The organism is Arthrobacter sp. Sr24 (genome assembly GCF_054511175.1).
The window spans coordinates 1-26932 of sequence record NZ_JBTNDB010000014.1 but is presented as its reverse complement, the minus strand read 5'-3'; the positions used below and the strand labels follow the sequence as shown (position 1 = coordinate 26932).

General features: G+C 60.1%; 29 protein-coding genes. 7 read left to right on the top strand and 22 right to left on the bottom strand.

Features of this window, described 5'->3' with window-relative positions; all coding sequences use genetic code 11:
- Positions 1–36 precede the first annotated feature (36 nt).
- Positions 37–510: a MarR family winged helix-turn-helix transcriptional regulator gene (locus tag ACX80D_RS10680; RefSeq protein ID WP_459322644.1), complete on the top strand. Its 474-nt coding sequence runs from the start codon at positions 37–39 to the stop codon at positions 508–510.
- Between the two features lie 100 nt (positions 511–610).
- Here the strand turns inward: ACX80D_RS10680 and ACX80D_RS10675 are convergent, their stop codons facing one another.
- The 13 genes from ACX80D_RS10675 to ACX80D_RS10615 form a co-directional block, all read right to left on the bottom strand.
- Positions 611–1048 (bottom strand): helix-turn-helix domain-containing protein, encoded by a 438-nt coding sequence (locus tag ACX80D_RS10675; RefSeq protein ID WP_363836460.1) that lies wholly within the window; start codon positions 1046–1048, stop codon positions 611–613.
- Positions 1049–1197: 149 nt separating this feature from the next.
- Complete coding sequence (locus tag ACX80D_RS10670) at positions 1198–1710, bottom strand: CinA family protein (RefSeq protein ID WP_459322643.1); 513 nt, start codon at positions 1708–1710, stop codon at positions 1198–1200.
- A 9-nt stretch (positions 1711–1719) separates the two neighbouring features.
- Positions 1720–2337, bottom strand: coding sequence for a CDP-diacylglycerol--glycerol-3-phosphate 3-phosphatidyltransferase (gene pgsA, locus ACX80D_RS10665; protein ID WP_459322642.1), 618 nt, complete (start codon positions 2335–2337; stop codon positions 1720–1722).
- A gap of 85 nt (positions 2338–2422) precedes the next feature.
- Positions 2423–5332 carry an FtsK/SpoIIIE family DNA translocase gene (locus tag ACX80D_RS10660; protein WP_459322641.1) on the bottom strand — a complete coding sequence of 970 codons (2910 nt, stop codon included), beginning with the start codon at positions 5330–5332 and terminating at the stop codon, positions 2423–2425.
- A 289-nt stretch (positions 5333–5621) separates the two neighbouring features.
- Positions 5622–7313, bottom strand: coding sequence for a ribonuclease J (locus tag ACX80D_RS10655; RefSeq protein WP_459322640.1), 1692 nt, complete (start codon positions 7311–7313; stop codon positions 5622–5624).
- A 2-nt stretch (positions 7314–7315) separates the two neighbouring features.
- Positions 7316–8221 carry a 4-hydroxy-tetrahydrodipicolinate synthase gene (dapA, locus tag ACX80D_RS10650; protein ID WP_459322639.1) on the bottom strand — a complete coding sequence of 302 codons (906 nt, stop codon included), beginning with the start codon at positions 8219–8221 and terminating at the stop codon, positions 7316–7318.
- Between the two features lie 74 nt (positions 8222–8295).
- A complete protein-coding gene (locus ACX80D_RS10645; RefSeq protein WP_459322638.1) occupies positions 8296–9087 on the bottom strand; it encodes an alpha/beta fold hydrolase in 792 nt (263 codons plus the stop codon).
- Positions 9088–9090: 3 nt separating this feature from the next.
- The gene (locus ACX80D_RS10640) at positions 9091–9540 is read right to left on the bottom strand and encodes a hypothetical protein (RefSeq protein WP_459322699.1); all 450 of its coding nucleotides are present in this window, start codon (positions 9538–9540) and stop codon (positions 9091–9093) included.
- A 43-nt stretch (positions 9541–9583) separates the two neighbouring features.
- A complete protein-coding gene (gene dapB, locus ACX80D_RS10635; protein ID WP_459322637.1) occupies positions 9584–10342 on the bottom strand; it encodes a 4-hydroxy-tetrahydrodipicolinate reductase in 759 nt (252 codons plus the stop codon).
- A 98-nt stretch (positions 10343–10440) separates the two neighbouring features.
- Positions 10441–10920: a molybdenum cofactor biosynthesis protein MoaE gene (locus ACX80D_RS10630; RefSeq protein WP_459322636.1), complete on the bottom strand. Its 480-nt coding sequence runs from the start codon at positions 10918–10920 to the stop codon at positions 10441–10443.
- Positions 10910–11410, bottom strand: coding sequence for a MogA/MoaB family molybdenum cofactor biosynthesis protein (locus ACX80D_RS10625; protein ID WP_459322635.1), 501 nt, complete (start codon positions 11408–11410; stop codon positions 10910–10912). The genes ACX80D_RS10630 and ACX80D_RS10625 overlap by 11 nt, the downstream gene beginning before the upstream one ends.
- A complete protein-coding gene (gene moaC / locus ACX80D_RS10620; protein WP_459322634.1) occupies positions 11407–11922 on the bottom strand; it encodes a cyclic pyranopterin monophosphate synthase MoaC in 516 nt (171 codons plus the stop codon). Before moaC ends, ACX80D_RS10625 begins: the two co-directional genes overlap by 4 nt.
- Complete coding sequence (locus ACX80D_RS10615; protein WP_459322633.1) at positions 11910–13274, bottom strand: molybdopterin molybdotransferase MoeA; 1365 nt, start codon at positions 13272–13274, stop codon at positions 11910–11912. Before ACX80D_RS10615 ends, moaC begins: the two co-directional genes overlap by 13 nt.
- A 266-nt stretch (positions 13275–13540) precedes the next feature.
- Between ACX80D_RS10615 and ACX80D_RS10610 the strand changes: the two genes are divergently transcribed.
- The 3 genes from ACX80D_RS10610 (at position 13541) to ACX80D_RS10600 (ending at position 15589) form a co-directional block, all read left to right on the top strand.
- Positions 13541–14101, top strand: coding sequence for a hypothetical protein (locus ACX80D_RS10610; protein WP_459322632.1), 561 nt, complete (start codon positions 13541–13543; stop codon positions 14099–14101).
- A gap of 88 nt (positions 14102–14189) precedes the next feature.
- A complete protein-coding gene (gene moaA, locus ACX80D_RS10605) occupies positions 14190–15305 on the top strand; it encodes a GTP 3',8-cyclase MoaA (protein WP_459322631.1) in 1116 nt (371 codons plus the stop codon).
- Positions 15302–15589: a MoaD/ThiS family protein gene (locus ACX80D_RS10600; RefSeq protein ID WP_459322630.1), complete on the top strand. Its 288-nt coding sequence runs from the start codon at positions 15302–15304 to the stop codon at positions 15587–15589. Before moaA ends, ACX80D_RS10600 begins: the two co-directional genes overlap by 4 nt.
- Positions 15590–15596: 7 nt before the next feature.
- On the opposite strand, the gene ACX80D_RS10595 is transcribed toward ACX80D_RS10600, so the two are convergent.
- From ACX80D_RS10595 to truB, 9 genes are all read right to left on the bottom strand, one after another.
- Positions 15597–15848: a LuxR C-terminal-related transcriptional regulator gene (locus tag ACX80D_RS10595; protein ID WP_459322629.1), complete on the bottom strand. Its 252-nt coding sequence runs from the start codon at positions 15846–15848 to the stop codon at positions 15597–15599.
- Between the two features lie 336 nt (positions 15849–16184).
- The gene (locus tag ACX80D_RS10590) at positions 16185–17549 is read right to left on the bottom strand and encodes a M16 family metallopeptidase (protein ID WP_459322628.1); all 1365 of its coding nucleotides are present in this window, start codon (positions 17547–17549) and stop codon (positions 16185–16187) included.
- 3 nt (positions 17550–17552) lie between these two features.
- Positions 17553–19793, bottom strand: coding sequence for a polyribonucleotide nucleotidyltransferase (locus tag ACX80D_RS10585; protein ID WP_459322627.1), 2241 nt, complete (start codon positions 19791–19793; stop codon positions 17553–17555).
- Between the two features lie 408 nt (positions 19794–20201).
- Positions 20202–20471 carry a 30S ribosomal protein S15 gene (gene rpsO, locus ACX80D_RS10580; protein ID WP_110104365.1) on the bottom strand — a complete coding sequence of 90 codons (270 nt, stop codon included), beginning with the start codon at positions 20469–20471 and terminating at the stop codon, positions 20202–20204.
- A gap of 156 nt (positions 20472–20627) precedes the next feature.
- Positions 20628–21569, bottom strand: a complete 942-nt coding sequence (locus ACX80D_RS10575) for a bifunctional riboflavin kinase/FAD synthetase (protein WP_459322626.1) — start codon at positions 21567–21569, stop codon at positions 20628–20630.
- Positions 21570–21666: 97 nt separating this feature from the next.
- On the bottom strand, positions 21667–22842 hold the full coding sequence (locus ACX80D_RS10570; protein ID WP_459322625.1) for a GNAT family N-acetyltransferase: 1176 nt from the start codon (positions 22840–22842) through the stop codon (positions 21667–21669).
- A 14-nt stretch (positions 22843–22856) separates the two neighbouring features.
- A complete protein-coding gene (locus tag ACX80D_RS10565; protein WP_459322698.1) occupies positions 22857–23327 on the bottom strand; it encodes a hypothetical protein in 471 nt (156 codons plus the stop codon).
- A 2-nt stretch (positions 23328–23329) separates the two neighbouring features.
- A complete protein-coding gene (locus ACX80D_RS10560) occupies positions 23330–23734 on the bottom strand; it encodes a hypothetical protein (protein ID WP_459322624.1) in 405 nt (134 codons plus the stop codon).
- Entirely contained in the window at positions 23731–24696 is a 966-nt protein-coding gene (gene truB, locus ACX80D_RS10555) for a tRNA pseudouridine(55) synthase TruB (protein WP_459322623.1), read from the bottom strand. Before truB ends, ACX80D_RS10560 begins: the two co-directional genes overlap by 4 nt.
- A 164-nt stretch (positions 24697–24860) precedes the next feature.
- Between truB and ACX80D_RS10550 the strand changes: the two genes are divergently transcribed.
- The 3 genes from ACX80D_RS10550 to ACX80D_RS10540 all read left to right on the top strand — a co-directional run bounded on the left by ACX80D_RS10550 (position 24861) and on the right by ACX80D_RS10540 (position 26859).
- Positions 24861–25010: a hypothetical protein gene (locus ACX80D_RS10550; protein WP_459322622.1), complete on the top strand. Its 150-nt coding sequence runs from the start codon at positions 24861–24863 to the stop codon at positions 25008–25010.
- Between the two features lie 101 nt (positions 25011–25111).
- On the top strand, positions 25112–25393 hold the full coding sequence (locus tag ACX80D_RS10545) for a hypothetical protein (protein ID WP_459322621.1): 282 nt from the start codon (positions 25112–25114) through the stop codon (positions 25391–25393).
- A gap of 317 nt (positions 25394–25710) precedes the next feature.
- Positions 25711–26859: a ScyD/ScyE family protein gene (locus ACX80D_RS10540; RefSeq protein ID WP_459322620.1), complete on the top strand. Its 1149-nt coding sequence runs from the start codon at positions 25711–25713 to the stop codon at positions 26857–26859.
- The last annotated feature ends 73 nt before the right edge of the window (positions 26860–26932 follow it).

Here is a 26932-nt window from a genome sequence, read left to right as displayed (position 1 = left end):
AGCGGCGCACTGTGGTGATTGTCCTAGAATTGAGTCATGACACGTCCTGCCGCTCCTGGCACACCTGCGAGCAGCGCCCAGGCCGCTGCCATAGAGCTTCTCGATTCCCAGCTAAGCCTCTTGTGGCGCAGGGCCCGAGCCATCAACCATCAGTTGACTCGGAGCGTGCACCCAGATTTGGAGCCGGCAGCTTACGGCCTGCTGTCCGTTCTGATGCGCCACGGCGGCATGCGCCTGACAGAGTTGGCACAACGCATTGCGGTCGGCAAGCCCTCTGTGAGCCGTCAGATTACTTTGCTGGTTTCTCTTGGACTGGTGGCCAAGGAAGCAGATCCACTCGATGGACGCGCCCAGTTGATTCAACTGACTCCTGCCGGCTTGACGAAGATGAACTCATTGCATACCGGACGGCAACTGGCTTTCCAAGAGCAGCTGGCTGAATGGGATGAAGAAGAACTCACCGATCTGGCCAGGCTAGTTGAGAAGCTCAACGCTGCTTACCGTAGCTAGTCCCTGAACCGGATAACAAAAAACCGGCCCTCACCGAAGATGGGGCCGGTTTTCTATTGCTTGTTAGTAGACGTTGCAGAGGGCTATTGCCCTTGGACTGCTAGACGTTGGACATCAAGCCCTTGTTAAGTTCGTCGGAGAGTTCCTCGTTCAGGTCCCTGCCATAGCGTGCGGCAAATTCCTGGGGAACAGTGTCCGGGACAGCCACGCCTTCGGCGATGGCCAGACGGTCGCTCACTTCGCGGAGCATGAGAGACAAGGGAACGTCCAGAGCGGAACAAATGGAAGACAGCAACTCTGAGGATGCTTCTTTTTGTCCACGCTCGACTTCACTCAAATAGCCCAGTGAGACGCGTGCGTTATGTGAGACTTCGCGGAGAGTGCGGCCTTGACGTTGACGTACATCACGCAGAACATCGCCAATTTCGTGGCGTAATACCACCATTTTGCGTTCCTTCTGCTGATGTGGTTTTGCGTCCGCCAAACCCACATCCCGCCAGCGCACTACGCCGTTTACGGATACGGGTTGTTTCACCATCGGTATCGCCTAACTCCTAGATTAATCACTGCAGTTCAATGGGTTGCGCTTCCTACATGAACAGTCCACTGGAAGCCGCTTTGCCCGCTTGGTGTTCCCATCCTAGAGGGAAAGGGAGCATTTAGCGTTCATCATGACTAACTATCTTGTTACAACTTTTGTTCCCGAGAATCATTTACCACTTCGAGAACAAGTGCAAGGGCAGCTTCTGTGGCCTGCCATCGGATGGCTTCCCGGTCACCGTCGAAGCGGAATTCTCGAGCATGGGCCACACCATCAAGGGCCACACCAATGTAGACCAAGCCCACGGCCTTGCCTTGATGTGGTTCAGGTCCAGCCACCCCGGTGGTGGAGACTCCCAAACGAGCACCGAGTGCAACACAGGCACCTAGGGCCATACTGCAGGCCACTTCAGGGTCAACGGCCCCCGTGCTAGCGAGCAGCACAGGAGAAACTCCCAGCTGCTTCTCCTTAATAGAATTCTGGTAGGCCACTATCCCACCTTGCAACATCGCTGAAGCACCAGGAACGTCTGCAATTGTTGCAGCTACCAAACCCGCAGTGAGTGATTCGGCTGTGGCAACTGTGATTTTTTTTGCCACGGCGTCTGCCACGAGAGCGGCTAGCGCACTGGGCCCCAGTGTGGATCCTGGTGTGTCCATGAGACTTCCTTAGCCCTGATGTCCATTGCGCGTGGAGCCTCTGGTGCCACGCCCTGAACGGACCAATTGCCCGGCCTTGACGAGGTAGTCCACGCCCGTGACAACCGTGACCGCAAGCGCTATTAGCATGACCACGAGAGCAATAATGCCCAGCCAGTCATGGGCCGGGGTGACCGGCAAGAGGTAGAAGAAGATGGCCACTGTCTGCAGCACGGTCTTGAGCTTGCCACCCTTGGATGCTGCCATGACCCCGTAACGGATCACCACAAAACGCAACAGCGTAATACCAATTTCACGCACCAGCATGACAATGGTGACCCACCACCACAACTCACCCACGGCGGAGAGCATGATCAGTGCCGAGCCAATCAGCAATTTATCGGCAATGGGATCGGCAATCTTGCCAAAGCTCGTGATCAGCCCGCGCGCCCGGGCGATGTCGCCGTCGAGCTTGTCCGTGTAAATAGCAACCACGAACAATCCCACCGCCAACCAGCGCAAGGGTCCGTAATGGCCGTCGTCGGCAATGAATGCCCAGACGAAGAAGGGCACCATCACAATCCGCAACAGCGTCAAAGCGTTGGGAAGATTCCAGTTCGAAGGGCGCGGCGCCACCGTTTCACTCACAGTGCAAGGCTAGCGGCAAAGTGGGCTGGCGTAGCATTGAGCGGCAGGAATGGATCCGCCGGTGACAGAGTTTCCGCTGCCGTACTTAGCGTCCGGTCAACGACCATGCGTCCTCGCCTCCTTCATCATTGTCATCACCGTCGTTATATTCCACAGCCTGCGGGCGGCTGGCCAGATCATCGGCGACCAAGTCACCGCCCCATCCATGGTTGGCATTGGCGTTCTCGGCCAGCGCCGCCGTCATCGGATCAGCGGCAACAGGCTCCGCGCCGGGCTCGGCACTCACCGGGCCATCACCGCGGATGGCAGCCAGAGTTTCGGCAAGATCATCCGGCTTGACCATCACATCGCGGGCCTTGGACCCTTCCGAGGGTCCCACCACGCCGCGGGACTCCAGCAAGTCCATGAGCCGGCCCGCCTTGGCAAAACCAACGCGGAGCTTACGCTGCAGCATGGACGTGGAGCCAAATTGTGTGGTGACCACGAGTTCGGTGGCCTGCAACAGCAGGTCCATGTCATCGCCAATGTCATCCTCGATGACCTTCTTGGGAGCCTCGGTGGCAATGACATCCCGGTAAGTTGCCTTGAGCTGGCCCTTGACATGATCCACCACGGCCTTGATTTCAGCCTCGGTCACCCACGCACCCTGCACACGCACAGGCTTTGACTTACCCATGGGCAGGAACAATGCGTCACCCTGGCCCAACAACTTTTCAGCACCAGGTTGGTCCAGGACCACGCGGGAGTCGGTGACAGAGGAGGTGGCAAACGCCATCCGCGAAGGCACGTTCGCCTTGATCAGACCCGTCACCACGTCCACGGAAGGACGCTGGGTGGCGAGCACTAAGTGGATACCGGCGGCACGGGCCAGCTGGGTGATACGCACAATGGAATCTTCCACATCGCGCGGGGCCACCATCATGAGGTCAGCAAGTTCATCCACAATGACCAAAAGGTACGGGTAGGGCCGCACCACGCGCTTGGAGCCCTCAGGCGGGTGCACGTTTCCGGCCTTGACTGCCTTGTTGAACTCATCAATGTGCTTGAAGCCGAAGTTGGCTAGATCGTCGTACCGCGTATCCATTTCGCGCACAACCCACTGCAGGGCTTCGGCGGCTTTCTTCGGGTTGGTAATGATGGGGGTGATCAGGTGAGGCACACCCTCGTAGGCGGTCAATTCTACGCGCTTGGGATCCACCATGACCATGCGCACCTCATCGGGAGTGGCGCGCATCAGGATGGACACGATCATGGAGTTCACAAACGACGACTTACCAGCGCCAGTAGCACCGGCCACGAGCAGGTGCGGCATCTTGGCCAAGTTGGCCACCACAAAGCCACCCTCAACGTCCTTGCCAACACCCATGACCATGGGGTGTTCGGTGCGGCGGGCATTAGCCGAGCGCAGCACATCACCCAAGACAACAATTTCCTTGTCGGCGTTGGGGATTTCAATACCGATGGCGCTCTTGCCGGGGATGGGGCTGAGGATACGCACATCAGAGGAAGCCACAGCGTAGGAAATGTTTTTACTCAGCGCGGTGACCTTCTCCACCTTGGTGCCCGGTGCAAGCTCAATTTCGTAGCGAGTCACGGTGGGCCCACGGCTAAATCCGGTGACGGCAGCATCAACATTGAACTGCTGCAAGGTGTTGGTCAGCGCATCAACCACGGCGTCATTGGCCGCCGTGGCGTCCTTGCCGGGAGGGCCAGCCGGCAAGTATTCCGAATCCGGCAGCGTGTACGTGACATCGCCGGAGAGCTGAAGCTGTTCAGAGCGTGCCGGGATGGGCGTTGGCGGCGCCATCGGCGGGGCAGGAATGGCACGTGCCACCGCCGCGTCGACGTCGTACACTCCCCCAACAGCCGTAGCCGCTGCACGTGGCTCTCGGGGGGAATTCTCGGCAACGATGCCGATGGCCTCGGTGACCGGTTCGACGTTTTCCTGCTGCATGTCGAACACCTCTGAGGAGGTGGGCAACCCTTGGCGAGCCTTGATTTTATCTGCTGCAAGCTGGTCGCGGGTTGGCCGGCGGACTCCGGGACGCACGGCAGGGGCGGACGACGTCGACACCTCGGTTTCGCTCTCATCCGCGCCTATGAGCGGGGTATCGAAAGCTTCAATGCCGAGCAGATCCGCTTCATCCTCGGCGTCCTTGGCTGCCTTCTGCCGGGCGCGCAGACTGCGAGGCTTCTTAGCCGCTGGAGCTTCATTCTCGTAAAGGTAGCTTTGATCGTGCCCGTCACCGCGCGGTGCAGTGGCCGGAGCGGTGCCCATGAGCTGTTCATAGACACCTCGTAGCCGCGCCGGAATATGCCGGACAGGGGTGTTGGTTAGGACGAGAACGCTGGCGAACGCCACTAGTGAGAAGAAAATAATGGCCGTGATGCTGCCCAATTTAGCCACGAGGCTACCGCTGAGGGCACCCACCATGCCGCCTGCAGCGCTGAGACCCTCAAACCCGTCCGAAATATCAGGGTTCCCAGCCAGAACATGCGCCAAGGCGCAGCCAGCCAACGTCATGATGGCGAAACCTAGCGCCACCCTATTGTTGGTGGACATGTTGGTGGGCTGACGGAAAACCAGCACTGAAAAGATCAAGAACATCGGAGGCAGCAGGGCGGCAAACCACCCAAAGGTGCCTTCGAAGACACCGCGCACCCCGTCTGCCGCCGTACCGCTCAGACCCCACCATTCGAAGGTTGCAATGAGTACCGCCAGCAAAAAGAACAGCAGACCCGAGCCATCTCGGCGCTCTTCGGCAGGCATCTGACTCTTGTCCGTACCCATACGGCGGACAACGCCGCCCACCAAATGGCCAAAACCCTGCCAGAAGGCGACTGCCATGCGCACAGGCCACACCAAATGAACCTCTGGCTCAGCAGCGGTTGATTTGTTGCGGGGCACCGGCATCTTGCTGGTCTTGGGTGCGCGCGAAGATGCGCCGCCCTTCTGACCAGCGGACGGACGGGTGGGTGTAGAACGAGTCGCCATGCCTCTAACGGTACCTGCCAAGGCCCGTAACCACACGGATTTGACCCCCGAACAGGCCGTGGTGGCAGGCACATCGACGCACCAGTGCTACTGCCCGAGCGTGGTTTATACGCAGCATCAGCGGAGCTGAATGCGCATAAGAAAACTGCACTTTGCCTATACGTAACCTGCTACTGCTGACCTTGCGGCACTCTTAGACTGCCGCAAGGTCAGCAGGGGTGCGGTGCGTATAAGCAAAGTGGCCCGCAGTAGGGAATTCCCACTGCGGGCCACTCATGCACATGCTGGGTTAGGCCTCCAAGACCACGGGGATGATCATGGGGCGGCGGCGCAACTTTCGGTTGACCCAGGTGCCGATGACCCGGCGCACCACTTGCTGGAGTTGGTGTGCGGTGTGATCGCTGTTGGCCATGACGGCTTCTTCCAAAGCGGCAGCGATCTTGGGTTTGATCTCGTCAAAGACGGAGTCGTCCTCGGCGACGCCGCGAGCGTGGATGTCCGGGCCGGAGACAATCTTGCCGGTGGCGCGGTTGACCACGGTGATGATGGAGATGAAGCCCTCATCGCCCAAGACGCGGCGGTCCTTCAAATCGGCGTCGGTGATCTCTCCAACGCTGTGACCATCCACATAGACAAAGCCGCATTCAACCTGGCCCACAATTTGGGCCACGCCGTCCCGCAAATCAATGACGGAGCCGTCTTCGGTGAGCAGCACGTTCTCAGCCGGAACGCCGGAGGAGATGGCGATCTTGGCGTTGGCGATCAGGTGGCGGGTTTCCCCATGCACCGGCATGACGTTCTTAGGCGTCAGAATGTTGTAGCAGTAAAGCAGCTCGCCGGCAGCTGCGTGGCCCGAGACGTGCACCTTGGCGGTGCCCTTGTGGATCACCTCGGCGCCGCGTTTGAGCAGACCATTAATGATCCGGAACACGGCATTTTCATTGCCAGGGATCAGCGATGACGCCAGAATCACGGTGTCACCGTGGCCCACGGAAATCTGGTGGTCGCCGTTGGCCATACGGGACAACGCCGCCATGGGCTCGCCCTGTGAACCGGTAGACATCAACACCACCTGGTTATCAGGCAGATTGTCTACATTTTTCAGATCCACCACGACGTCGGCTGGCACATGCAAATAGCCCAGCTTCTCGGCGATACCCATGTTGCGAACCATGGAGCGGCCCACAAAAGCTACCTTGCGTCCGTGCAGAACAGCGGCGTTGAGGACCTGTTGAACGCGGTGCACATGCGAGGAGAAACTGGCGACAATGATGCGCTTGTCAGCTTTCCCGAACAAGGCCTCAAGGGTGGGCCCAATCTCGGCTTCACTGGTAGTGAAGCCCGGCACGTCGGCGTTGGTGGAGTCCACCAAGAACAGGTCCACACCTTCTTCGCCCAGACGGGCAAAGTGGCGCAGGTCCGTGATGCGACCATCGAGTGGGAGCTGGTCCATCTTGAAGTCGCCGGTGTGCAGCACGGAGCCACCCGCCGTACGGATAAACACAGCCAGAGCGTCCGGGATGGAGTGGTTGACAGCAATGAACTCGCACTGGAACGGGCCTAGCTGTTCCACCTGCTCTTCCTTCACCGTCAGCGTGTACGGCTTGATCCGGTGCTCCATGAGCTTCGCCTCAACAAAAGCCAGCGTCAGCTGCGAGCCAATCAGAGGAATGTCGTTGCGCAGCCGCAAAAGGTACGGGACGGCGCCAATGTGGTCTTCGTGACCGTGGGTGAGGACCACACCGACTACGTCATCGAGCCGGTCCTTGATGTAGGAGAAGTCCGGCAGGATGACATCGACGCCGGGCTGGTCTTCTTCAGGGAAGAGAACACCGCAGTCGACGATGAGCAGTTTGCCGTCCATTTCAATGACGGTCATGTTCCGGCCGATCTCGCCGATGCCGCCCAGCGGCACAACCCGCAGGGTCCCCGGGGCCAATTCCGGCGGGGTCTGCAGACCCGGCTCAGCAATTTGGGTCATGTTTAGAATTCCATTCCAGCTTCCGCAAGGTCAGCTCTGATCAGTGCGATCTCGGCGTCGCTAGGCTCCACGAGGGGCAGGCGGACAACCGAGTTGGACAGGATTCCCTGCCACTTAAGAATTTGCTTGACGGCCACAGCGCCCTGAACATGGCCCATGGTGGCCCGGATAACCGGATCCAACGCGAAGTGAATGGCGCGTGCGCTGACAAAGTCACCGGCGGCGGCCGCATCAATGAGGGCGCGGAACTGCTGGGGTGCCGCATGGGCGCTCACACTGACAAGTCCGACGGCGCCGGCGGCCATCAGCGGCAGCGTCAGTCCGTCGTCGCCCGAGTACACATCGAGGTCCGTGTTGGCCAGCACGCGGCTGGTCTCGGTGAAGTCTGCCTTGGCGTCCTTGAGCGCAATAATCTGCGGGTGGTCTGCCAGCTTGATGATGGTTTCAGTGGTGATGGGAACACCAGCGCGGCCGGGGATGTCATAGAGCATCACGGGAAGATCCGTGGAGTTGGTGACGGCTTCAAAGTGGGCCGCAATGCCTGCCTGGCTGGGCTTGTTGTAATACGGGGTCACCAGGAGCAGACCGTCGATGGCGAGCTTGGCGGCACGCTGGGACAGGCTGATGGAGTGACGAGTGTCATTGGTTCCGGTGCCTGCAATGACGCGGGCGCGCCCACCCACGGCGTCGATGACTGCCTGGAACATGCCCAAGTTTTCTTCATCCGTCAACGTTGAGGTTTCACCGGTAGTGCCGGTGACGAGGATGCCGTCGCAGCCCTCATCTACGAGCTTATTGGCCAGTTCCCCGGCTCCTTGATAATCCACTTCACCGTCTGCGGTGAAGGGGGTGACCATCGCGGGCACCAAGGTTCCAAACGGGCGAAGTGAAATCTTTGAGGCAGACATAGCTAAAACGTTACCTGCTACTTGCTGTTTTCACGCAACGGTGTCCATCCTCCAAGGTAACTCTGTGTAGCTTGCTAACGCAGGGATTCCAGGAACGGCAGCCATTGATCAAGCACGGCCTGCGCCGGAAAAAGCGTGTTGCCGTGATTGCGGCCGGGCAGTTCCACAAAACGGCCTTGAGGCATGAGACCGGCGGCACGCTGGGAATCAGCAAACCGTCCTTTGTCCGCAGTTCCGGCCATCAGCAAAGCCGGGGTGGTGATGGCCGCCAAAGCGTCATCTGAAAGTGCGGGATCGGCCTGCGTCTGAGCGAAGTAGGCACGCAGGGCAGCGCCATCGTTGGCGAGGAAGGCAGCCTTGGTCTGGGCGTCCAGCGGACGCCCGATCCGCGCTTCCCAACCCTCAACAAAGGCGGGCATACCGCCTGAGGCGAGAGCGCCGTCGTACTCGGGAAAGAAAAGCCGCCCAATACTGCCGGGCTCAATCTGGTAACTGCCGCCCAGCGAGGTGATCGAAAGCAGGCGCTCCGGGGCCATGACGGCGAGGGAGAAAGCCATGCGCGCGCCCACCGAGTAGCCGCCGTAGTGGGCCTGCTGCGCACCAGCTGCGTCCAGGACGGCGATGGCATCGGCCACCAGCGTATCCATGCGGTAGTCCTCCGGTATGGCCGGTTTGGAGCTGCGGCCGTGACCGCGCAGGTCCATGGTGATGACCTGATACTGATCGCGGAACGCTTTGGTGTAGCCGAATCCGCGCCAAATGGCCTTGCTCAGCGCGCTGCCGTGGACCAGGAGCAGGGGCGTGCCCTCCCCCACTACGTCGTAGGCGAGTTCGACGCCGTCAACCGGGTTATGTGCAAGAGGCACGGCTTAGGCCTGTTTGAACAGTGCGATGGCGTCGCGCATGGACTTGCGGGCGCGCTTGCGGTCCCCGGCGGCATCGTAGGCGCAGGAGAGACGGAACCAGGAGCGCCAATCGTCCGGCGCGGCCTCGGCCTCGAGCTTGTACTTGCCGAACTCGGCGTCCGCGGCGGCGCGCTCGATCCGCCCACCGGGTGACCTAGGCAGATTGTCCTCAGGCAAGCCGCCTTCGGCTTCCAAAATTCCGGCCATCTTCTCGGTGCGTGCACCGAACATGATCTCGGCGATCAACGCCCAGGCGGCCACGAACGGGATCACCAGGTAGGCGGCACCGATCAGCTTGGCTACCCAGTCCGAATCCCCCAACAGGAGAATGGCGCGCTGGAGCATGACCACCATGTAGAACACCAGCAGCAGGGCGATGAGGCCCACCCAGATTTTAGTCTTGGAGATTTTCATTTTCGCTGCCTTCGGGGTGGTATTCGCTGTCTCTGCCACGGTCTTAGCCTTCCAGGTCCAGGTAGCCGTCAAGGCCTACGGTCAGTCCAGGGCGGGTTTGCACGGTGCGGACACCGAGGAGCACGCCGGGCATGAAGGATTCGTGGTTGTAGGAATCGTGCCGGATAGTGAGTCCCTCGCCGTGGCTGCCGAAGAGCACTTCCTGATGGGCTACCAATCCGGCGAGGCGGACGCTGTGCACGGGCACGCCATCCACGCTGGCGCCACGAGCGCCGTCGAGCTCGGTTTCGGTGGCGTCAGGGGCGTCCGGAACGCCTGCCTCGCGGCGGGCGGCAGCGATCAGCTGGGCCGTGCGCAATGCGGTGCCCGAGGGTGCGTCGACCTTGCGGGGGTGGTGCAATTCAATGATCTCTACCGAGTCGAAGTACTTAGCGGCCTTGGCGGCAAAGTGGCTGGCCAAAACCGAACCCAGGGCGAAGTTGGGGGCGATCAGCACGCCGGTTTCAGGGTGCTGCGCCAGCAGAGATTCCAACGACGCGAGGCGGGTGGCATCCCAGCCCGTGGTGCCAACCACGGCATGGATACCGTGCTGAACGGCAAAGTGGATATTGGCTTCGGTGGAATCGGGCACCGTGAGGTCAACCACAAACTGCGCACCGCGTTCCAGCAGTATCTCCAGAGAATCTGCCCGACCCAACGCGGCCACCAATTCCATATCCGGTGCGGCGTCGATGGCCGCAACGGCAGCAGTTCCCATTCGTCCCTTGGCGCCGAGCACGGCCACCTTCAGCATTTCACTCATAGCTTTAAGCCTACTGGTTTTTGCTGAGCCCCTGATCCGCGCCTGGTTCTGCACTTTCTCCGTAACTGGGTGCGGTTTCCGCGGTGGATTCTGCGGTGTCACTCTGCGGCGGGCTCTCCCTCGCCGGGGACCTTCCCTGCACCGACCCATTCCACGGAACCGTCGCTGAAGAACTGTTCCTTCCAAATGGGGACCTCAGCCTTGATGCGTTCCACCAGTGCCGAGCACAGCTCGAAGGCTTCGGCGCGGTGTGGGGACGCCACAGCGCACACCAAGGCGGGTTCGCCGATTTCCAGTGGTCCAACGCGGTGTGCGACCCAGATACGCACGGGATGTCCATCGGGGTCGCTGACACTGTCAACCAAGGACGCCACCACCTCTCCGAGTACTTTTTTGGCGAGTGGATGGGCGGTGTAGCTCAGGCGCTCAACGGATGCTCCGCCGTCGTGGTTTCGCACCACGCCGCTGAAGCTGACCACGGCGCCTGCTGTGTCCGATTCGACGGCGGCAATAGCGGCGTCCACCGAGATGGGTTCGGCGCTAAGTAATGCGGCCACAATTTGCACGTTAGTGTCCATGACGGCCCGCTACCTGATCGCACACATGCATGATGATCGGATCCAGTGCGGCGAGCCCATCCATGACGCCCGACGGCGATCCCGGCAAGTTCACAATCAACGTGCTCCCGGCGAGCCCGGCGTGGCCTCGGCTCAAGGCAGCCATGGGAGTCTTGGCCAGTCCGGCCGCGCGCATGGCCTCCATGATGCCCGGAATCTCGCGCTCCAGCAGCGGTAAGGTCATCTCCGGAGTCTGATCATCGGCGCTCAGTCCTGTCCCACCACTGGTCAGTACGACGGCGGGATGTTGCGTAAGCACGGCCCGCAACGCCGCTCCCACCGGAGCACCGTCCGGAACCACGATGGCATCCATGGTCTCAAAGCCGTGTTCACGAAGCCAGTCAACAATGACCGGACCGGTGGTGTCTTCATAGGCTCCCAGCGCTGCCCTGGTGGAGGCTATGATCACCGCTGCGCTGCCCGGGGAGGTGACGGGTTCGCAGGCGCTCATGCCTGGTCTCCATCAGCTTCGGCGATAACCCAGCTACCACTTTTGCCGCCACTCTTGGCCAGCACTTGAATGCCGGAGATGACGGCGTGTTTGTCCACGGCTTTGATCATGTCATAAACGTTGAGAGCGGCCACTGACACAGCTGTCAACGCCTCCATTTCCACCCCTGTCACACCACGGGTTTTCACGGTGGCCAGCACCGTTACAGCGGAGTCGCCAAGCTCGAAATCAACTGTAACTTTCGAAATGGGCAATGGATGACAGAGCGCGATCAGATCTGAGGTTTTCTTCGCGCCCATGATGCCAGCAACCCGGGCCACCGCCAGCGCGTCACCTTTGGGCAGGCCACCGGAGCCAAGAAGAGCCATCACCTCAGGGGTTGTTCTGATGGTTCCGGTGGCAGTTGCTTCGCGGGTGGTCACGGCTTTCTCGGAGACATCCACCATGGCGGCGGTGCCATCCTGGCGCAGGTGTGTCAATGAGGGAGTTTGAGGTGTAGTCACAACAGCCATACTTCCACTTTTGCGCCGGCCTGCAATTCAGTGACACCTGCGGGGAGGTGGATCAGCGCGTTGGCGTTCGCTAAGGCACCCAGCAAATGTGATGACTCCCCTCCCACTTCCCGCACGGATGGGGCAGATTCGAACTCGGGACCCGAATAGATCCCGCGTCGGAGCTGGTGCTTGCCAGCGGGCGAACTCATGGCTGTTTCCAGCACAGCCACCACCCGTTGGCGGGGAGCCGGGGCCCCCACGAGAGCCGACAGTGCATGGCGCAGGAATATCTCAAAGGAGACGAAGGAACTGACAGGATTACCGGGGAATCCAATGAAGGGGACACCGTTCACTGTTCCCAGCCCTTGAGGGCCTCCCGGCTGCATGGCTACGGATAGAAAGTCCACCGAGGCGCGGCTTCCGGCAAGGTCGACGGCTTGCTTGACCACTTCAAAAGCACCTGCGCTGATTCCACCCACGGTGATCAACAGATCGTAGGCGGACCCCCCTGTGCCGTCGCCGTCGCCAGTGCCCGTGCCCTCGCCGTCGTCAGTGCCTGTGCCCTCGCCGTCGTCATGACTTCGCCGTGTCGAGGTGTCCATGAGTTGCCATAGCGTGGCAGGGTCGTCGCTGACTCGCTCGGGGCGGGATACCTCAACCTGGGCCTGCTCCAACGCGGCTTTGAGCATTGCCTGATTGGCGTCAAAGATTTTCCCCAGGGGCAACCCATCGGCGGCAGCGGGGTCCCCCGGAGCCAAGACTTCATCGCCGGTACTGATCAATAGGGCCTTGAGGCGGCGGCGAACGGGCAGCTCGGTGAGTCCAAGGGCCGCAGCAAGTCCCAGGTGCGCTGGGTTCAGGAGCGTCCCAGCAGCGATGACCGAGCTTCCCGATTCAATGTCGCTGCCTTGCAGCCTGACATAGCTGCCGGCGGGTGTAGACGGCAAGGTGACGCTCTCACCCGCAACGGCAAAGTGTGCAGGTACGGCCCTCTCGATCGGCACGACAGCATTGGCGCCCGCTGGCATCATTGCTCCGGTCATGATGGCGGCGGCGGTGCTCGCTTCCAGCCGGGCAGGCACAGCCCCCGCGGCGATCGTTTCTGCCACCACGTATGTGGTTGATTTTGGCAAATCAACGGCATTTGACTGATCGCCGACGGCATCAGATACATGGATGGCGTAACCATCCATCTGGGAATTGGCAAAGGGTGGCAGATCCAAAGGCGCCACTAAATCAGCCGCCAACACCCGACCCTGGGTCTCCCCCACCGGCAACAACTCGACTGCAGGGTTGCGTGTCACAAGCGCCCACGCATCGCTCAGCACTTGCTCGACGGCTCGTTGATGTTCAGCAAGGGTTCTACGCATGGCATCCTTTCGGCGGGCGCCGTGCGGCACCGCATTTCCACCCATCCTAGGCGAGTCCCGCGCGAGGCCCGCGCGAGGCCTGTGCGAGGTCACCGTCTATCTCCAGCACGGCGTTGGCAATATTTGATCGGCATGGCTTTGGCCGCGCTGAATTTTGCCGACTGCCCTGACTAGGGGATGCCCGCGGCGCCACCTAGGGCAGGTTTGTTATTCTTGAACCTTCCCTCCCACCGAAAGTGCTGCCGGTTTTGACCCCCTTGACTAGTGTGTCTGTTCTTTCTGCATTGGCTCCATTACCCGGTTCCCTCAGCTGGGTATATGACGACGCCATCCTGATGGGGATCCCGCTCATTTCATTGGTGATTGTTGCCCTGGTTGTCCCGGCCTGCATGGCACTGCGCGGCACTTGGCGTTCATGGACGGTGGCACCTCCGGCAACGCCCAGGCTGAGGAACCGTCCAACAAACTACTTCCCTTTTTCGCTGTTGTGTTCTGCTCTGGTGCTACTTACCGTGATGCCTGCCTTGGTCTTTGAGGCGCTGAATATGGAAGAGGCCAGGGTGTCTATGTGGACCGTGCCTTTTTGGGTTTCCATGGCCCCACTGATGCTCTCCATCGTTTGGTGGCCATCCTTTCTCGGACCACAGTGGTACCGGCGATGGCGTGCTGCCGGAGGCAATCGCAAAGTTTTGCCGTGGAGCCGCAAGGACATTGCTGCCGCGATGGCCCTTCCCGACGGTCGGCGCAAAGACAAGATCTTGCGCAATATCGAGTTCTCCAAGTCATTCGTGGAACTGGCTCTCGGCCAGGCTGCAAGACTGGGCTGAAAAGACCTTCGTCGACATCCACGAAACTGACATGGCTGGCCACAACGCCGTGAGCCCCTAAAACCCAATGATGGCGTAGCGTTAAGGAATGGATACCAAAGCTGTGGCACTGGGCATGCCGGAACTTCGCCCCGTTTCGCCCGGACTTGGTGCGCCCCGGACTGGCGGCGACGAAACGGGCCTCTTGGACCAATTTGGTCGCGTGGCAACGGACATGCGCTTGTCACTGACGGACAAATGCAATCTGCGCTGCACGTACTGCATGCCTGAAGCCGGTTTGGAATGGCTCAAAAAGGATAAGCTCCTGACAGCCGCCGAGATTGTCCGGCTGGTGGGTCTGGGCGTGAACCGACTCGGTGTCCGCGAGCTGCGATTGACAGGTGGCGAGCCGCTAGTGAGGGCCGATCTGGTCCAAATCATTGCGGGACTGCGAAACAACCACCCTGACTTGCCCATCTCGCTGACTACCAACGGCGTGGGTCTATCCAAGAAAGCACAGGCACTGGCCGACGCCGGGCTGACGCGCCTCAACGTCTCCATGGACACCCTTCGCCACGATGCCTTCCTAGAGCTAACCCGCCGCCCGTTCCTTGACCAAGTCAAGGCCGGCATTGAAGCAGCTGCTGCCGCAGGCCTCAAGCCCATCAAGATCAACGCAGTCCTGTTACGCGGGATTAATGACACCACCGCGGCGGAGTTGTTGCAATGGTCTCTGGAGCGCGGCTATGAACTGCGGTTCATCGAACAAATGCCGCTCGACGCCGATCACGGCTGGACTCGCGATGGCATGATCACCGCCGCCGAAATCCGCGCCCTGATCGCCACTGATTTTGCGCTGACTCCGGACCCGAGGTCTCGTGATGGTGCACCTGCTGAACGCTTCGAGGTTCGCCGTCCCGGGTCACCAGAGCTGCTGGGAACTGTGGGCATCATCGCCTCCGTCACCGAACCGTTCTGCGCCGACTGCCGCCGTACCCGTATCACGGCCGAAGGCAAGGTCATGAGCTGCCTGTTCTCCCGGACCGAAGTTGATTTGCTGGAGCTGCTACGCGCTGGCGATTCCAAGAACGACGACGACGCCGTAACCGCCCGCTGGCAGGACGCCATGTGGGCCAAGCCAAAAGCTCACGGCATGGGCCACCCCGGGCTCGGAGATGCAGATTTTGTCCAACCGGACCGCAGCATGAGTGCTATTGGAGGATGAGCATGCACGTACGTTTCTTTGCCGCGGCCGCCGCAGCCACAGGTGTTGAGGAACAGCCCGTAGATCTGGCCACATTAGCTGGTCCAGAACCGTTCACGCTGGCTGACTTGTCACAGCTGCTCGTGGCGAGCTTTCCGGCGTCGGCCTCTAGCCACACTCCTCCGTTAGCCGAAATTTTGACCCGATGCAGCTTCCTGCTGAACGAGGTTTCCACCCGAGATTTGAGCTTGGCGCTGTCCCCAGGCGACGTTGTTGACGTGCTCCCACCGTTCGCCGGCGGATAACTGCCATCTAAATGGCCGGAGCCAGTGGCCCTAGTGCCAGGGGTAGAAGCGCTCCGCGGCTCTGAACATTGCACTTGAGGAACATTGATGTGAACGTATCCTGAACCGTGTACTTACTGATTCCCAGCGCATCCGCTAGGACTGCCGTGTCCGAACCTGCGGCTGCCAGTTCCAATAACTCACGTTCCCTCAGACTGAGCGCAAAACAGCGGTTAAAGACTTCCAAACGCTCAGCGGGCAGGCAATCCTGAATAGTCACGACAATCGGCGCCGTTGTTGTGCCACTTCTACCCAGCATTCTGGCGGCAGACAAGCTAGCCCAGACTCCTTCACCGACATGAAGTCGAGAAAGCGGGCGATGAAGATCGGCCCCGCACTCCGCGGCCAGAAGTTGCGCGGCAACATTCAAGACCTCAGCAGGAACCCCTTGGAGAGGCTCAAAAGCCAAGTCTGGTGCTCGCAGGCTGCCTCACCTACGTTAGCGGAGGGACCGAAGAGCCGGGTAGTGGAGCAACTTCTGCCGCTCTTCACCAGCAGATAGCTACCAACAGCGCCATCATCTCCGTCTGACTCGGCGGATACCTAGCGAAACGCGCTACAGCGTCAGGCCGAAGGTTTCGGTTTCTTCGAAGGGGCCCACCACGGTGATGGTGCGCGGTGATGCTGCCAGTTCCCGGGCAAGATCCTGCACCTCGGCTGCGGTAACCTTGCGAATCCGTTCGAGAGATTCATCGATATCTAGGAACTCGCCCGTGACGAGTTCAGCCCGGCCCAGACGCGACATGCGCGATCCACTGTCTTCCAGCGCCAGAACGATTCCACCCGAGAGCTGACCCAAGGCCTTCTTCAGCTCATCCTCGGAGACGCCGTGTTCAGCCAGCTTGTCCAGCTCGGCTTCAAGTAGCCCGACAACCTGGCCGACCTTGGCCGGGGAGCAACCTGCGTACATGCCGAAGTAGCCCGTGTCAGCATAAGAGGAGGCGAAGGAGTACGTAGAGTAAACCAGGCCGCGCTTCTCGCGGATTTCCTGGAACAGACGTGAAGACATGCCGCCACCCAGGATGGAGTTCAGCACACTCATGACATAACGCCTGGAGTCCGTGGCGCGCAAGGACGGGCAGCCCAAGATGATGTTGGCCTGTTCCACTTGGCGGTTGACCACGTGCAAGCCCGCTGTTCCAGTGACCTCCACACCGTTGCTGGAGCGGCGAGCTGCCGGAGCGACGCCTTCATCCAACGACCAGCCAGCGGTGCGCAGCGCATCCAGCACCAAGGAACAAACGGTGTCGTGGTCGAGTCCGCCAGCCGCTGTGATGACCAGCGTTTCGGGACGGTAGTGCTTTTGGTAGTGCTCCCAGACAGATTCCCGGGGAACAGCCTTAATGGCTTTCGGCGTACCACCGATGGGACGCCCCAAGGCGTGCTCGCCCAGGACTGCCGCAACAAATTTTTCGTGCGCAACGTCGGTCGGGTCATCGCCGTCCATGGCGATTTCCTCGAGGATAACGTCGCGTTCTTGCTCGAGCTCTTCCGGATCAATCACGGCAGAGGTGACCATATCGGCAATAACGTCAATGGCCATCGGCAGATCGGTATCAAGGACACGTGCGTAGTAGCAGGTGCTTTCCTTGGCCGTTGCAGCGTTGGATTCGCCGCCCACCTCGTCAAAGGCGGACGCTATTTCCAGCGCTGTCCGGCGCTTAGTTCCCTTGAACAGCAAGTGTTCAAGGAAGTGGGTTGAGCCGTGTTGGCCCTCGGTTTCATCCCGAGAGCCAACACCAACCCAGAACCCGATTGTCGCACTGCGCTGTCCAGGCATGGACTCTGTCAGGACTCGCACACCTCCTGGCAGGACCGAGCGGCGCACAACGGCGCCGCCGGCCTGTCCGGAAATTACGGTGGAGTCACTGCCATTGTGGCCGTCAGCAGCGCTAAGAAGCGGCAAAAGGGTAATCGCCATGAATTATTCAGCAGCACCTTCGGTAGCTGCTTCTTCAGCGGCGTCCTCGTCACCGGCAACAACCGGTGAGAGTGAGAGCTTGCCGCGGTCATCGATCTTGGTGATTTCCACCTGGATCTTCTGTCCCACGGAAACTACGTCATCTACGTTGTCCACGCGCTTGCCGTCGGCCAGCTTGCGGAGCTCGGAGATGTGCAGCAGACCATCCTTGCCCGGTGTGAGCGAAATGAACGCACCGAACGTAGTGGTCTTGACAACTGTGCCCAGGTAACGCTCGCCAATTTCAGGAATCTGAGGGTTGGCGATGGCGTTGATCGCTGAACGAGCGGCGTCAGCTGACGGACCGTTCGTTGCACCGATGTACACGGTGCCGTCATCTTCAATGGAGATGTCAGCGCCGGTGTCTTCCTGGATCTGGTTGATCATCTTGCCCTTGGGCCCAATGACCTCGCCGATCTTATCCACAGGGATCTTGACCGCGATGACGCGCGGAGCGAACTCAGAGAGCTCATCCGGGACGTCAATGGCGCTGGTCAGAACGCTGAGGATGTGCAGGCGTGCTTCGCGTGCCTGCTTCAGAGCAGCAGCCAAAACGGAGGCCGGGATGCCGTCGAGCTTGGTATCCAGCTGGATAGCCGTGACGAACTCGGAAGTACCGGCCACCTTGAAGTCCATGTCGCCGAAAGCATCTTCGGCGCCGAGGATATCGGTCAGGGCGGCGTAGCGGGTCTGACCGTCAACCTGGTCGGAGACCAAGCCCATGGCGATACCTGCAACAGGTGCCTTCAAGGGCACACCGGCGTTGAGCAGCGACAGAGTCGATGCGCACACCGAACCCATGGAGGTGGAGCCGTTGGAGCTCAGTGCCTCGGAGACCTGGCGGATGGCGTAGGGGAATTCCTCACGCGTCGGAAGAACGGGCACAAGTGCACGCTCGGCCAAGGCGCCGTGACCGATTTCGCGGCGCTTGGGCGAACCCACACGGCCGGTTTCACCGGTGGAGTACGGCGGGAAGTTGTAGTTGTGCATGTAGCGCTTGCGCGTTACCGGGCTCAGCGAGTCAATCTGCTGTTCCATCTTGAGCATGTTCAACGTGGTGACGCCCAGGATCTGAGTCTCGCCGCGTTCGAAGATGGCGGAGCCGTGTACGCGAGGCAGAACCTCAACCTCGGCGGTCAGCTGGCGGATGTCCGTCAGGCCACGGCCGTCAATGCGAACCTGCTCGGTGAGGATGCGCTGGCGGATGACGTGCTTGGTGACGGCGCGGAAAGCTGCGGAGAGTTCCTTCTCGCGGCCTTCGAAGCTACCAGCCAAGGCGGCAACGGTCTCGTGCTTCAGAGCGTCAGAGGCGTTGTCGCGTTCCTGCTTGTCAGCGATGGAGAATACGGCGGCGAGCTTGGTAGCGGCAACCTTCTCAACGGCGTCGTAAGCGTCATCCTGGAAGTCCAGGAAGACCGGGAATTCAACTGTGGGCTTGGCGGCGCGGGCAGCCAAGTCAGCCTGAGCTTCACAGAGTGCCTTGATGAACGGCTTTGCAGCCTCCAAGCCCTCGGAAACGATCTCTTCGGTAGGAGCCTGGTGGCCCTGTTCCTTGATGAGCTTCCAGGAGTTGTCCGTAGCTTCGGCTTCCACCATCATGATGGCAACGTCATCGCCAGCAATCTTGCCAGCAACAACCATGTTGAACACAGCGTTTTCCAGCTCGGAGTGCTTCGGGAAGGCAACCCACTGGGGGCCCTGACCGTCGTCGATCAATGCAACGCGAACGCCACCGATCGGGCCGGAGAACGGCAAACCGGAGAGCTGAGTAGACATGGAGGAAGCGTTGATCGCAACCACGTCGTACAGCACATCGGGGTTGATAGCCAGAACCGTAACAACGACCTGTACTTCGTTGCGCAGGCCCTTGACGAATGCCGGACGCAACGGGCGGTCCATCAGGCGGCAAGCCAAGATGGCTTCCGTTGACGGGCGGCCTTCACGGCGGAAGAAGCTGCCCGGGATGCGGCCAGCAGCGTACATACGCTCTTCCACATCAACGGTCAGCGGGAAGAAGTCAAAGCCTTCACGCGGGTGCTTGCCGGCCGTGGTGGCTGACAGTAGAACGGTGTCTTCGTCAATGTAGACCGTGGCAGCGCCTGCTGCCTGCTGGGCAAGGCGTCCGGTTTCGAAGCGGATAACGCGCTTGCCGTAGCGGCCGTTGTCAATGACGGCTTCTGAATACTGAATCTCGGGACCCTCCATATGAGAGTCACCTCCATTTCCTTCGTAGATGATTCTTATTAACCCCTGCCAAGGAACAGTGCCGCGTTCTTTTCAGAACACCACCGGATACTGCTGTGGCTCTGAAATACAACACCCGGTCTTCGATCGAGGCCCACGGGTAGGAAACGTCGTTGTGAGTTTCTTCCCGGAGGCCACTACCGAGGACCGCGAATGCGTGAATGCGTCGCATGTGCCTTGTCAATCAGGGGTTTGCACTGCAATTAATAACTATTGCACTACTGCGTCAGCTTTTTATGGCTGGCGCGGTTCTCACAGTGGTGAATTTTGGTTGAAAACCTAGTAAATCGCGTAAACACTGTGAAAGGCGGCCCTCCCGAAGCAAAGACGCAAGCGTCCTGGCATGGGAAAGCCGCCTTGAATCGCAGACTAGCGGCGCAGGCCGAGGCGCTCGATGAGCGTACGGTAGCGGGTGATGTCGGTGTCCTTGAGGTAACCGAGCAAACGACGACGGCGACCAACCAGGAGCATCAGACCGCGGCGGGTGTGGTGATCGTGCTTGTGCATCTTCAAGTGCTCGGTCAGATCGGTGATACGACGTGAGAGCATTGCAACCTGAACCTCAGGTGAACCGGTGTCGCCTTCGCTAGTTGCGAAAGCCTGCATGATTTCTTGCTTTACAGCGGCGTCTAATGCCACAAGTAACTCCTTGAATGTGCCGTGAACAAATACCTGCAACGAAGCCCATTACTGGGCTACACACAGGAAAATCCAGCCACCACGGACTGCAGCAGGATTCCACCTTTCAGTTTAGTGCCAAGAGCGGCCCAATGTCGAAGCGAGGTGACTAATCACTCAGGCCAAGATGGTGCGGGCCTGATCCACATCCTGGTGCATCTGTTCAATGAGCGCCTCCGGACCTGTGTAAGCCACCATTCCCCGTAGTCGCTGAACAAACTCGACCACCACGTGCTGTCCATAAAGGTTGAAGGCTTCGAGGGGCTCTTCGGGCCGGTCAATCACATAGGCCTCAACTTGGCGACTGACCCCCACGAAGGTGGGATTGGAGCCAACGGAAATCGCTGCGGGCCAGCGGTGCCCGTTCTCATCGGTCAACCAGCCGGCGTAGACACCGTCAGAGGGGATGATGCCACACGCATCGGCTGAGAGGTTCGCCGTCGGGAATCCCAGTTCCCGTCCGCGAGCAGCGCCATGCACTACCTCTCCGCTCATGGTGTGTGAGCGGCCCAAGACCTGCCCGGCTGTATCCACTTCTCCCTTTTGGAGCGCCTCGCGCACCCAGGTGGAGGACCACCGGCGGTCGTGGCCTTCATCATTGACAACCACGACGTCGAATCCAAGTTGGGCGCCCAGCTCCACCATGGTGGATAGGTCCCCTGTGTTGCCTTTGCCGAAGCGGACATCGTGGCCAACCACTACGGCACAGGCGCGCAGGCCGTCAACGAAGACATTACGGAGAAATTCTTCGGGCGTTTGCGCAGCGAATTCCAGCGTATATGGCATGACCAGCACGCCGTCCAGACCCAGTTTGGCCATGGCCGCCAGTTTGTCAGCCAGTCCCATGATCTCATCTGGCGCCGTCTCCGGGCGATGAATGAGGGCCGGGTGAGGATCGAAGGTCAACGCCACCGACTGTGCACCACGAGCTTGTGCTGCGGCACGCACTTGGGCCAACACTTCCTGGTGCCCACGGTGGAGCCCATCAAAGTTGCCCAAGGTGACCACGCACGGGCCAAAGTCCTGGGGAACTTCTTCTAATGAGTTCCAAATCTGCACTACATTTCCTCATTCATTAGGTTGTCGGCACGTGGCGGTTGCGCACGAATCCATCGCTGATGTCTCAAGCAACTTCAAGATTACCCTTTAGCTGCTGTCACTCCGGTCGATTCGCTCCGTCCCAGAGTTGTTGGGGTGTTTGCGGATCTCCGGCCGCCAATGAGAGTACCCAGCTATCTGCCGGGGTACCTCGATCGTTATAGGCGCCACGGAGTTCCCCGTCAAAGCTGAAGCCCAACTTCCAAGCCAGTTTCCGACTGGCCCAGTTCTCCACGATCGTGTGCCAGTGGGCAAAACTGAGATTAAGTTGATTGAAAGCGTAATCAAGGAGGAGGCGCACGGCCGCCTCTGAAGCGCCGCTGCCTCGCGCCTTAGCAGCCATATTGATCCCAATGGAGGCCACGCCGGGGTTCTGGCATTGCAAATCAATGGTGCCAAGTAACTGATCGGTAGCTGTGTCGGCAACAGCGAAGGTCAGCGTACGGCCCGTGAGCCAGCCATCAACGGTGATGTTGTTGATGAAATATTCGGCGTGCTCTAGGGAGTAGTTCAGTGGGACAGTGGTCCACCGCACGGCATCCACATCGCGGCAGTTCTCCACCAACGCCGGCGCATCGGCCAAGGTCAGGGCACGCAACACCACTTTTCCACCCGCCAGCACCGGGACCACGGGTGCCGGGTCCAGTTCCGGCTCGCGCTCAAGGCGCAGTTCTCGCTGGTTCCAGGACTCAGCACTCTGGGTATAAACCAGACCGTCGGCCACTTCGCCACCGACCTGACCGTAGCCGGGGATCTGGGCAGCCAAGGTAAACCCGCTGCGATGCGCCAATGAGGTGCTCCCCCGGTTCCCTGCTGTGCAGGCCCAATGCAAATGGCTGAGTCCAAGATTTCCGAAGGCGTAACCACACAACAATTCCATGGCTCGCTGCGCCGTTGTGGTACCGCGGCCTGCTGGCAACATCTTGATGCCTACGTGGGCCGCTCCGCCACGTGCAGTAGACAGGATGTCCTGCAGGCTCAAGGTACCCACCACCTGAGGGGTTCCTTGACGAAGCTCAACAATGGCGAAGCGTAGGTTGGTGCCCGCTTCCCAGCCCTCCGCAATGTGCCCGTCAATAAATCCAAGGGCCTCAGCCCGGTCCATGGTGGGCACGGACCCGGTCCATTGGATGTTCAGCGGATCCCGGTGGATCGCTGCAAAAGCGTCAGCATCTGCGGCATGAAAGCGGCGCAGCGTAGTAATGCCATCGCTCAGGACGGGATCGGTAGCCACACTTTCGCGTGACCTCACTTCACATCGCGGTTGCGGTAAAGCCAGATCAATCCGATGATGGGCAGCAACAGTGGGATGTAGCCATAGCCCTGACCAAACTTGCTCCAGACGCTGGCATGCTCAAAGTCGGCTGGGTCCAGGAAACTCAAAGCACCCACCACCAACACACCGATCAATTCAACGCAGATGGAGATCGTGGCAATCTTGGCCCAGGTGGCACCGGGCTTAGCCAGGGAGATGGTCGCCACGATGTACACCACTGCGGCAAAGGCCGAGAGTGAGTAGGCCAACGGGGCATCGGCGAAAGCTGTCGCGATCTGAAAGCTTGCCCTGGCCGTGGCTGAGAGGGCAAAAATTCCGTACACCGCGATCAGCAGCCGGCCCGGACCGGAAGTTCGTCCGTGCGGAATCTGCTCAGAAGTCTCGGCTGTGTTGCCGGTATTGCTGGTGTAGCCGGTATTGCTGGTGTTGCCGGTGAGGCGCATAGTCATAGTCCTAAGAGGGGGTTAAGTGCCTGCGCGGGGACGGAAGTCCCGTACCAAATCTGTCCCATGCGGGCCAGCATGACCACCGAGGTGATGCCCACGGCGCCCATAACGTAGTTGGACCAATGGGTGCGCTCCACCATGGCCCAATAGAAGGCGGCCACCGGCAGCATGGCCACCGTGAAGACATAGCCCCAGAATTCCCAGCCTGCACCGGCCAGCGATTCTCCGCTGAACAGGCGCACAGCTGCTGCGATGGCATAAATAATAATGAAGAGTTCGACGGCGGCCAGAGCCAGTAACGTGACATCGTTCGGCTTCTTCTTCATCACCGCAGCGACGATGCACACGATGGTGGAGAGCAGGCCCACCACCATGCCACTAATCAGCCACGGGTCCAAGGTCATTTGTTCGGCTCCGGGGCGGCGTCTGGAGTAGCTGCCGCTTCTGCTTGGGCCGGTACGGGATCCGGCGGGAAGACTAAGACAGGCTTGGCATATTTGCCGGCATCCGCCAACAGGGCAATCAAGGTTCCATCGGGTGCGAACGCGGCGGCCGGTGCGGCGACGGTGTGTAAGCCTTCGGCACTGGCAGGGATGCGCCGACCAAAGGACAACTCCTTGGCTTCCTCCGCTGTGAGTTCACGTTCGGGCATGAGAGCCCGCGCTGCGTCGGCAATGTCCAGGATGCGCAGATCATCAGCAAGTTCTTCCAGCGTGCGCGCCGCATCTAAAGTGTACGGTCCCACCGCGCTGCGGCGTAGAGCAGTCAAGTGTCCGCCCACTCCGAGGCTGTTTCCCAAATCCCTAGCCAGGGCGCGGATATAGGTACCCGAGGAACAGCTCACGGTGACGTCCACGTCAACCCAGACACCGCCGTCGTCCGTCTCATGGTTACCGCGGCGGATATCAAGGATCTTGAATTCGTGAATGGTCACGGGGCGGGCGGCCAGCTTGACGTCTTCTCCAGAACGCACCCGGGCGTAGGCTCGCTCGCCGTTGACCTTGATGGCGCTGACACTGCTGGGAACCTGCTCAATGGGCCCGCGCAGTGGCGCAATACCAGCCTCGATGGCTTCGTCGGTGACGGCGTGGGCGGAGGTTGTGTGGGTAAGCTCACCTTCGGCGTCGTCGGTGACGGTGGCAACCCCGAGCCTGATGGTGGCTTCGTAAGTTTTGGAGGTTCCCACGATATACGTCAGCAGGCGGGTCGCTTTATTGACGCCCACCACCAAAACTCCCGTAGCCATGGGGTCCAGGGTGCCCGCATGGCCCACTTTTCGGGTCCCTGCAAGCCTTCGCATCCGGCCAACCACATCGTGGCTGGTCCATCCCTGCGGTTTATCTACAATTACCAGTCCAGAAAGCACGCTTTGAAGTATATCCGCTCTGCGCCCTCCTCTGGGGTGGTGCCCCGCCTGGTGAGTTGTCCCCATCGCGCGGACCGCACCCCGCTGGATACGCTATTCGTGTTAGTAATTGCGGTGGAAACTGCGCACCACATCACTCATAGCCCCACTCAAGACGAAGAATCATGGCCCTGACTGATTGCCTGGGCGGCACGGGCACACCACCGGAACCGGTCGAAAGCAACGTCCAGCCAAGCTCAGGATCATCCGCCAAGGACGCCGCTATCGCCGAGCGCGGTGGCGAGGACTCCCAGAAGCGCCAAGACTCGCAGTAACTCCGGCAATCAGGGTGACGAGGAGTATAAGGAAGCCACCTTTGACACCACGGTCACTAAGATCGTCCCGGGCGATCCTGCTGAGCTAGCCGAGTGCTGGCATGTCTGATGCCTACTTGGATGCCCACCCTAAAAATGGCACCAAGGCCCAGAAACTGATCGTGTTCGGCACATTGGGCGACTGCAAGTCCGGTTCCTATGAAACCGAAGGCAAGGACGAGACCTTCAGCTACATGATCGGTTCCACCAGGAGCTGGTGCAGCGTCTTTTTGGCCCCGGCCAGCGACGCCGTGACTTCGGCCAGCTACTCCAGCACTTCATACCACTACGAAAAATACTCCGATAATGAGTACGAGGAGAACCCCATCACGTCGGGTAAGTAGCTACACTCCCAGCCAACTCGACCAGTTCAGCTCGACCATAGGGCGCCTCCATCGCCGAAGGCGCCCTATGGTCGTTGGCATCGATCTAAAGGAGCGCAAAAACTCTTTGTTGACCGTCTCAGCGCCTGAGATTTAGGGTTGAGAGACTCATGGTGGGCCCACGGTGGCCCGTTGAGCTAAGTGGAATGATGACGCTGGGGGCAGAGATCCGGTTCGCCTTAGTAGGCCGATAAGTTGTGGGTCCATGAATCATTCATGGCCACGGCACCTGTTTTTCCTCCAGCCCTTCATCACAGGGCCCTTTCCAAGGGTTAATTATGAGGTCAAGATTTGTGGCTATTGCAGCCGCCTGCGTATTTGCGATGTCCATGACAGCTGGGCCAGCACTGGCCCACTCCGGAAACAACTCCGAGCACTACCCCGGCACCCACCGCGGCAACCATGCTGGCGGGCACCACGGCTCAGGCCAGCCCTCCCCCGTCAACGAGGTGGCCTCCCAGCTCATCAGCCCACTGAGGATCGCTTTCGGTCCCCGCGGCAGCTACCTGGTCGCTGAATCATTCGCCGGTCAGCTCACCAGCATCTCTGCCAAGGGCGTCAAGAGCGTTTTGGTCAGCGCCCCGGGGCAGGAAATTGCTGGTGTGTCCTACCGCCACGGAAGCACCTACTACTTCAACAACGATCAAGGCGCCGGCCCTGAACCGGGTGGAGAATTACTCCCGGCCCGCCTCATGAAACTCGACAAGCGGGGAAACAGCACCCAGATTGTGGACCTGAGCGTCTTTGAAGGAGCTTACAATCCTGATGGCAACACCGTTTACGGTGTTCGAAACGCCTCGGCTGCATGCCTGGCCCAGGCTCCCTACCTCCAGCAACTAGGCGAGCTTTTCTCCCACCCATACTCCTCGGTGCCGGTTGCCAGCGGAGTCTACGTGGGCGACGCCGGAGCTAACGCTATCCTGCACGTCAACAACAAGGGGCAGGTTAAGTTGGTGAAAGCTTTGCCAGCTGAGCCCATCGTCATTGACGCCGCCGTGGTGGCCTTGGGCGCCGAAATGGGCATGGTTATCCCGGACTGCATGCTGGGTCTGACGTACTGGGCCCAGCCGGTTCCCACCGATATTGAAATCAAGGGCCAATGGCTGTACTACACGGTGCTCCCGGGCGTTCCTGGGGAGAATCTAGGCGCGGGCAAGGCATACCGCATGAACCTGCACAGTGGCACCACGCAACTGCTGGCCCAAGGACTGTCAGCACCGACAGGCATTGCCGTGGACCTAAACAATAGGGTCTACGTCTCCCAGCTATTCGGCAGCGGTGTCAGCCTCCTTAAGAACGGCAAGGTGACCACCGTGCTCCCAGCCCCGATGGCCTCCGATGTGGCAATCAGCGGGAAGACACTTGCCGCGCTCACCAACGCCTTGGCAGAGACAGGGGGCAGCCTGGTCACCATGCGCCTGCGTTAGGTCCCGCACGCAGCACGACGGCGGGAGGGGGACTCTTCTCCACAGGGGGAGGGACACTGGCGTGTCTGGGCAA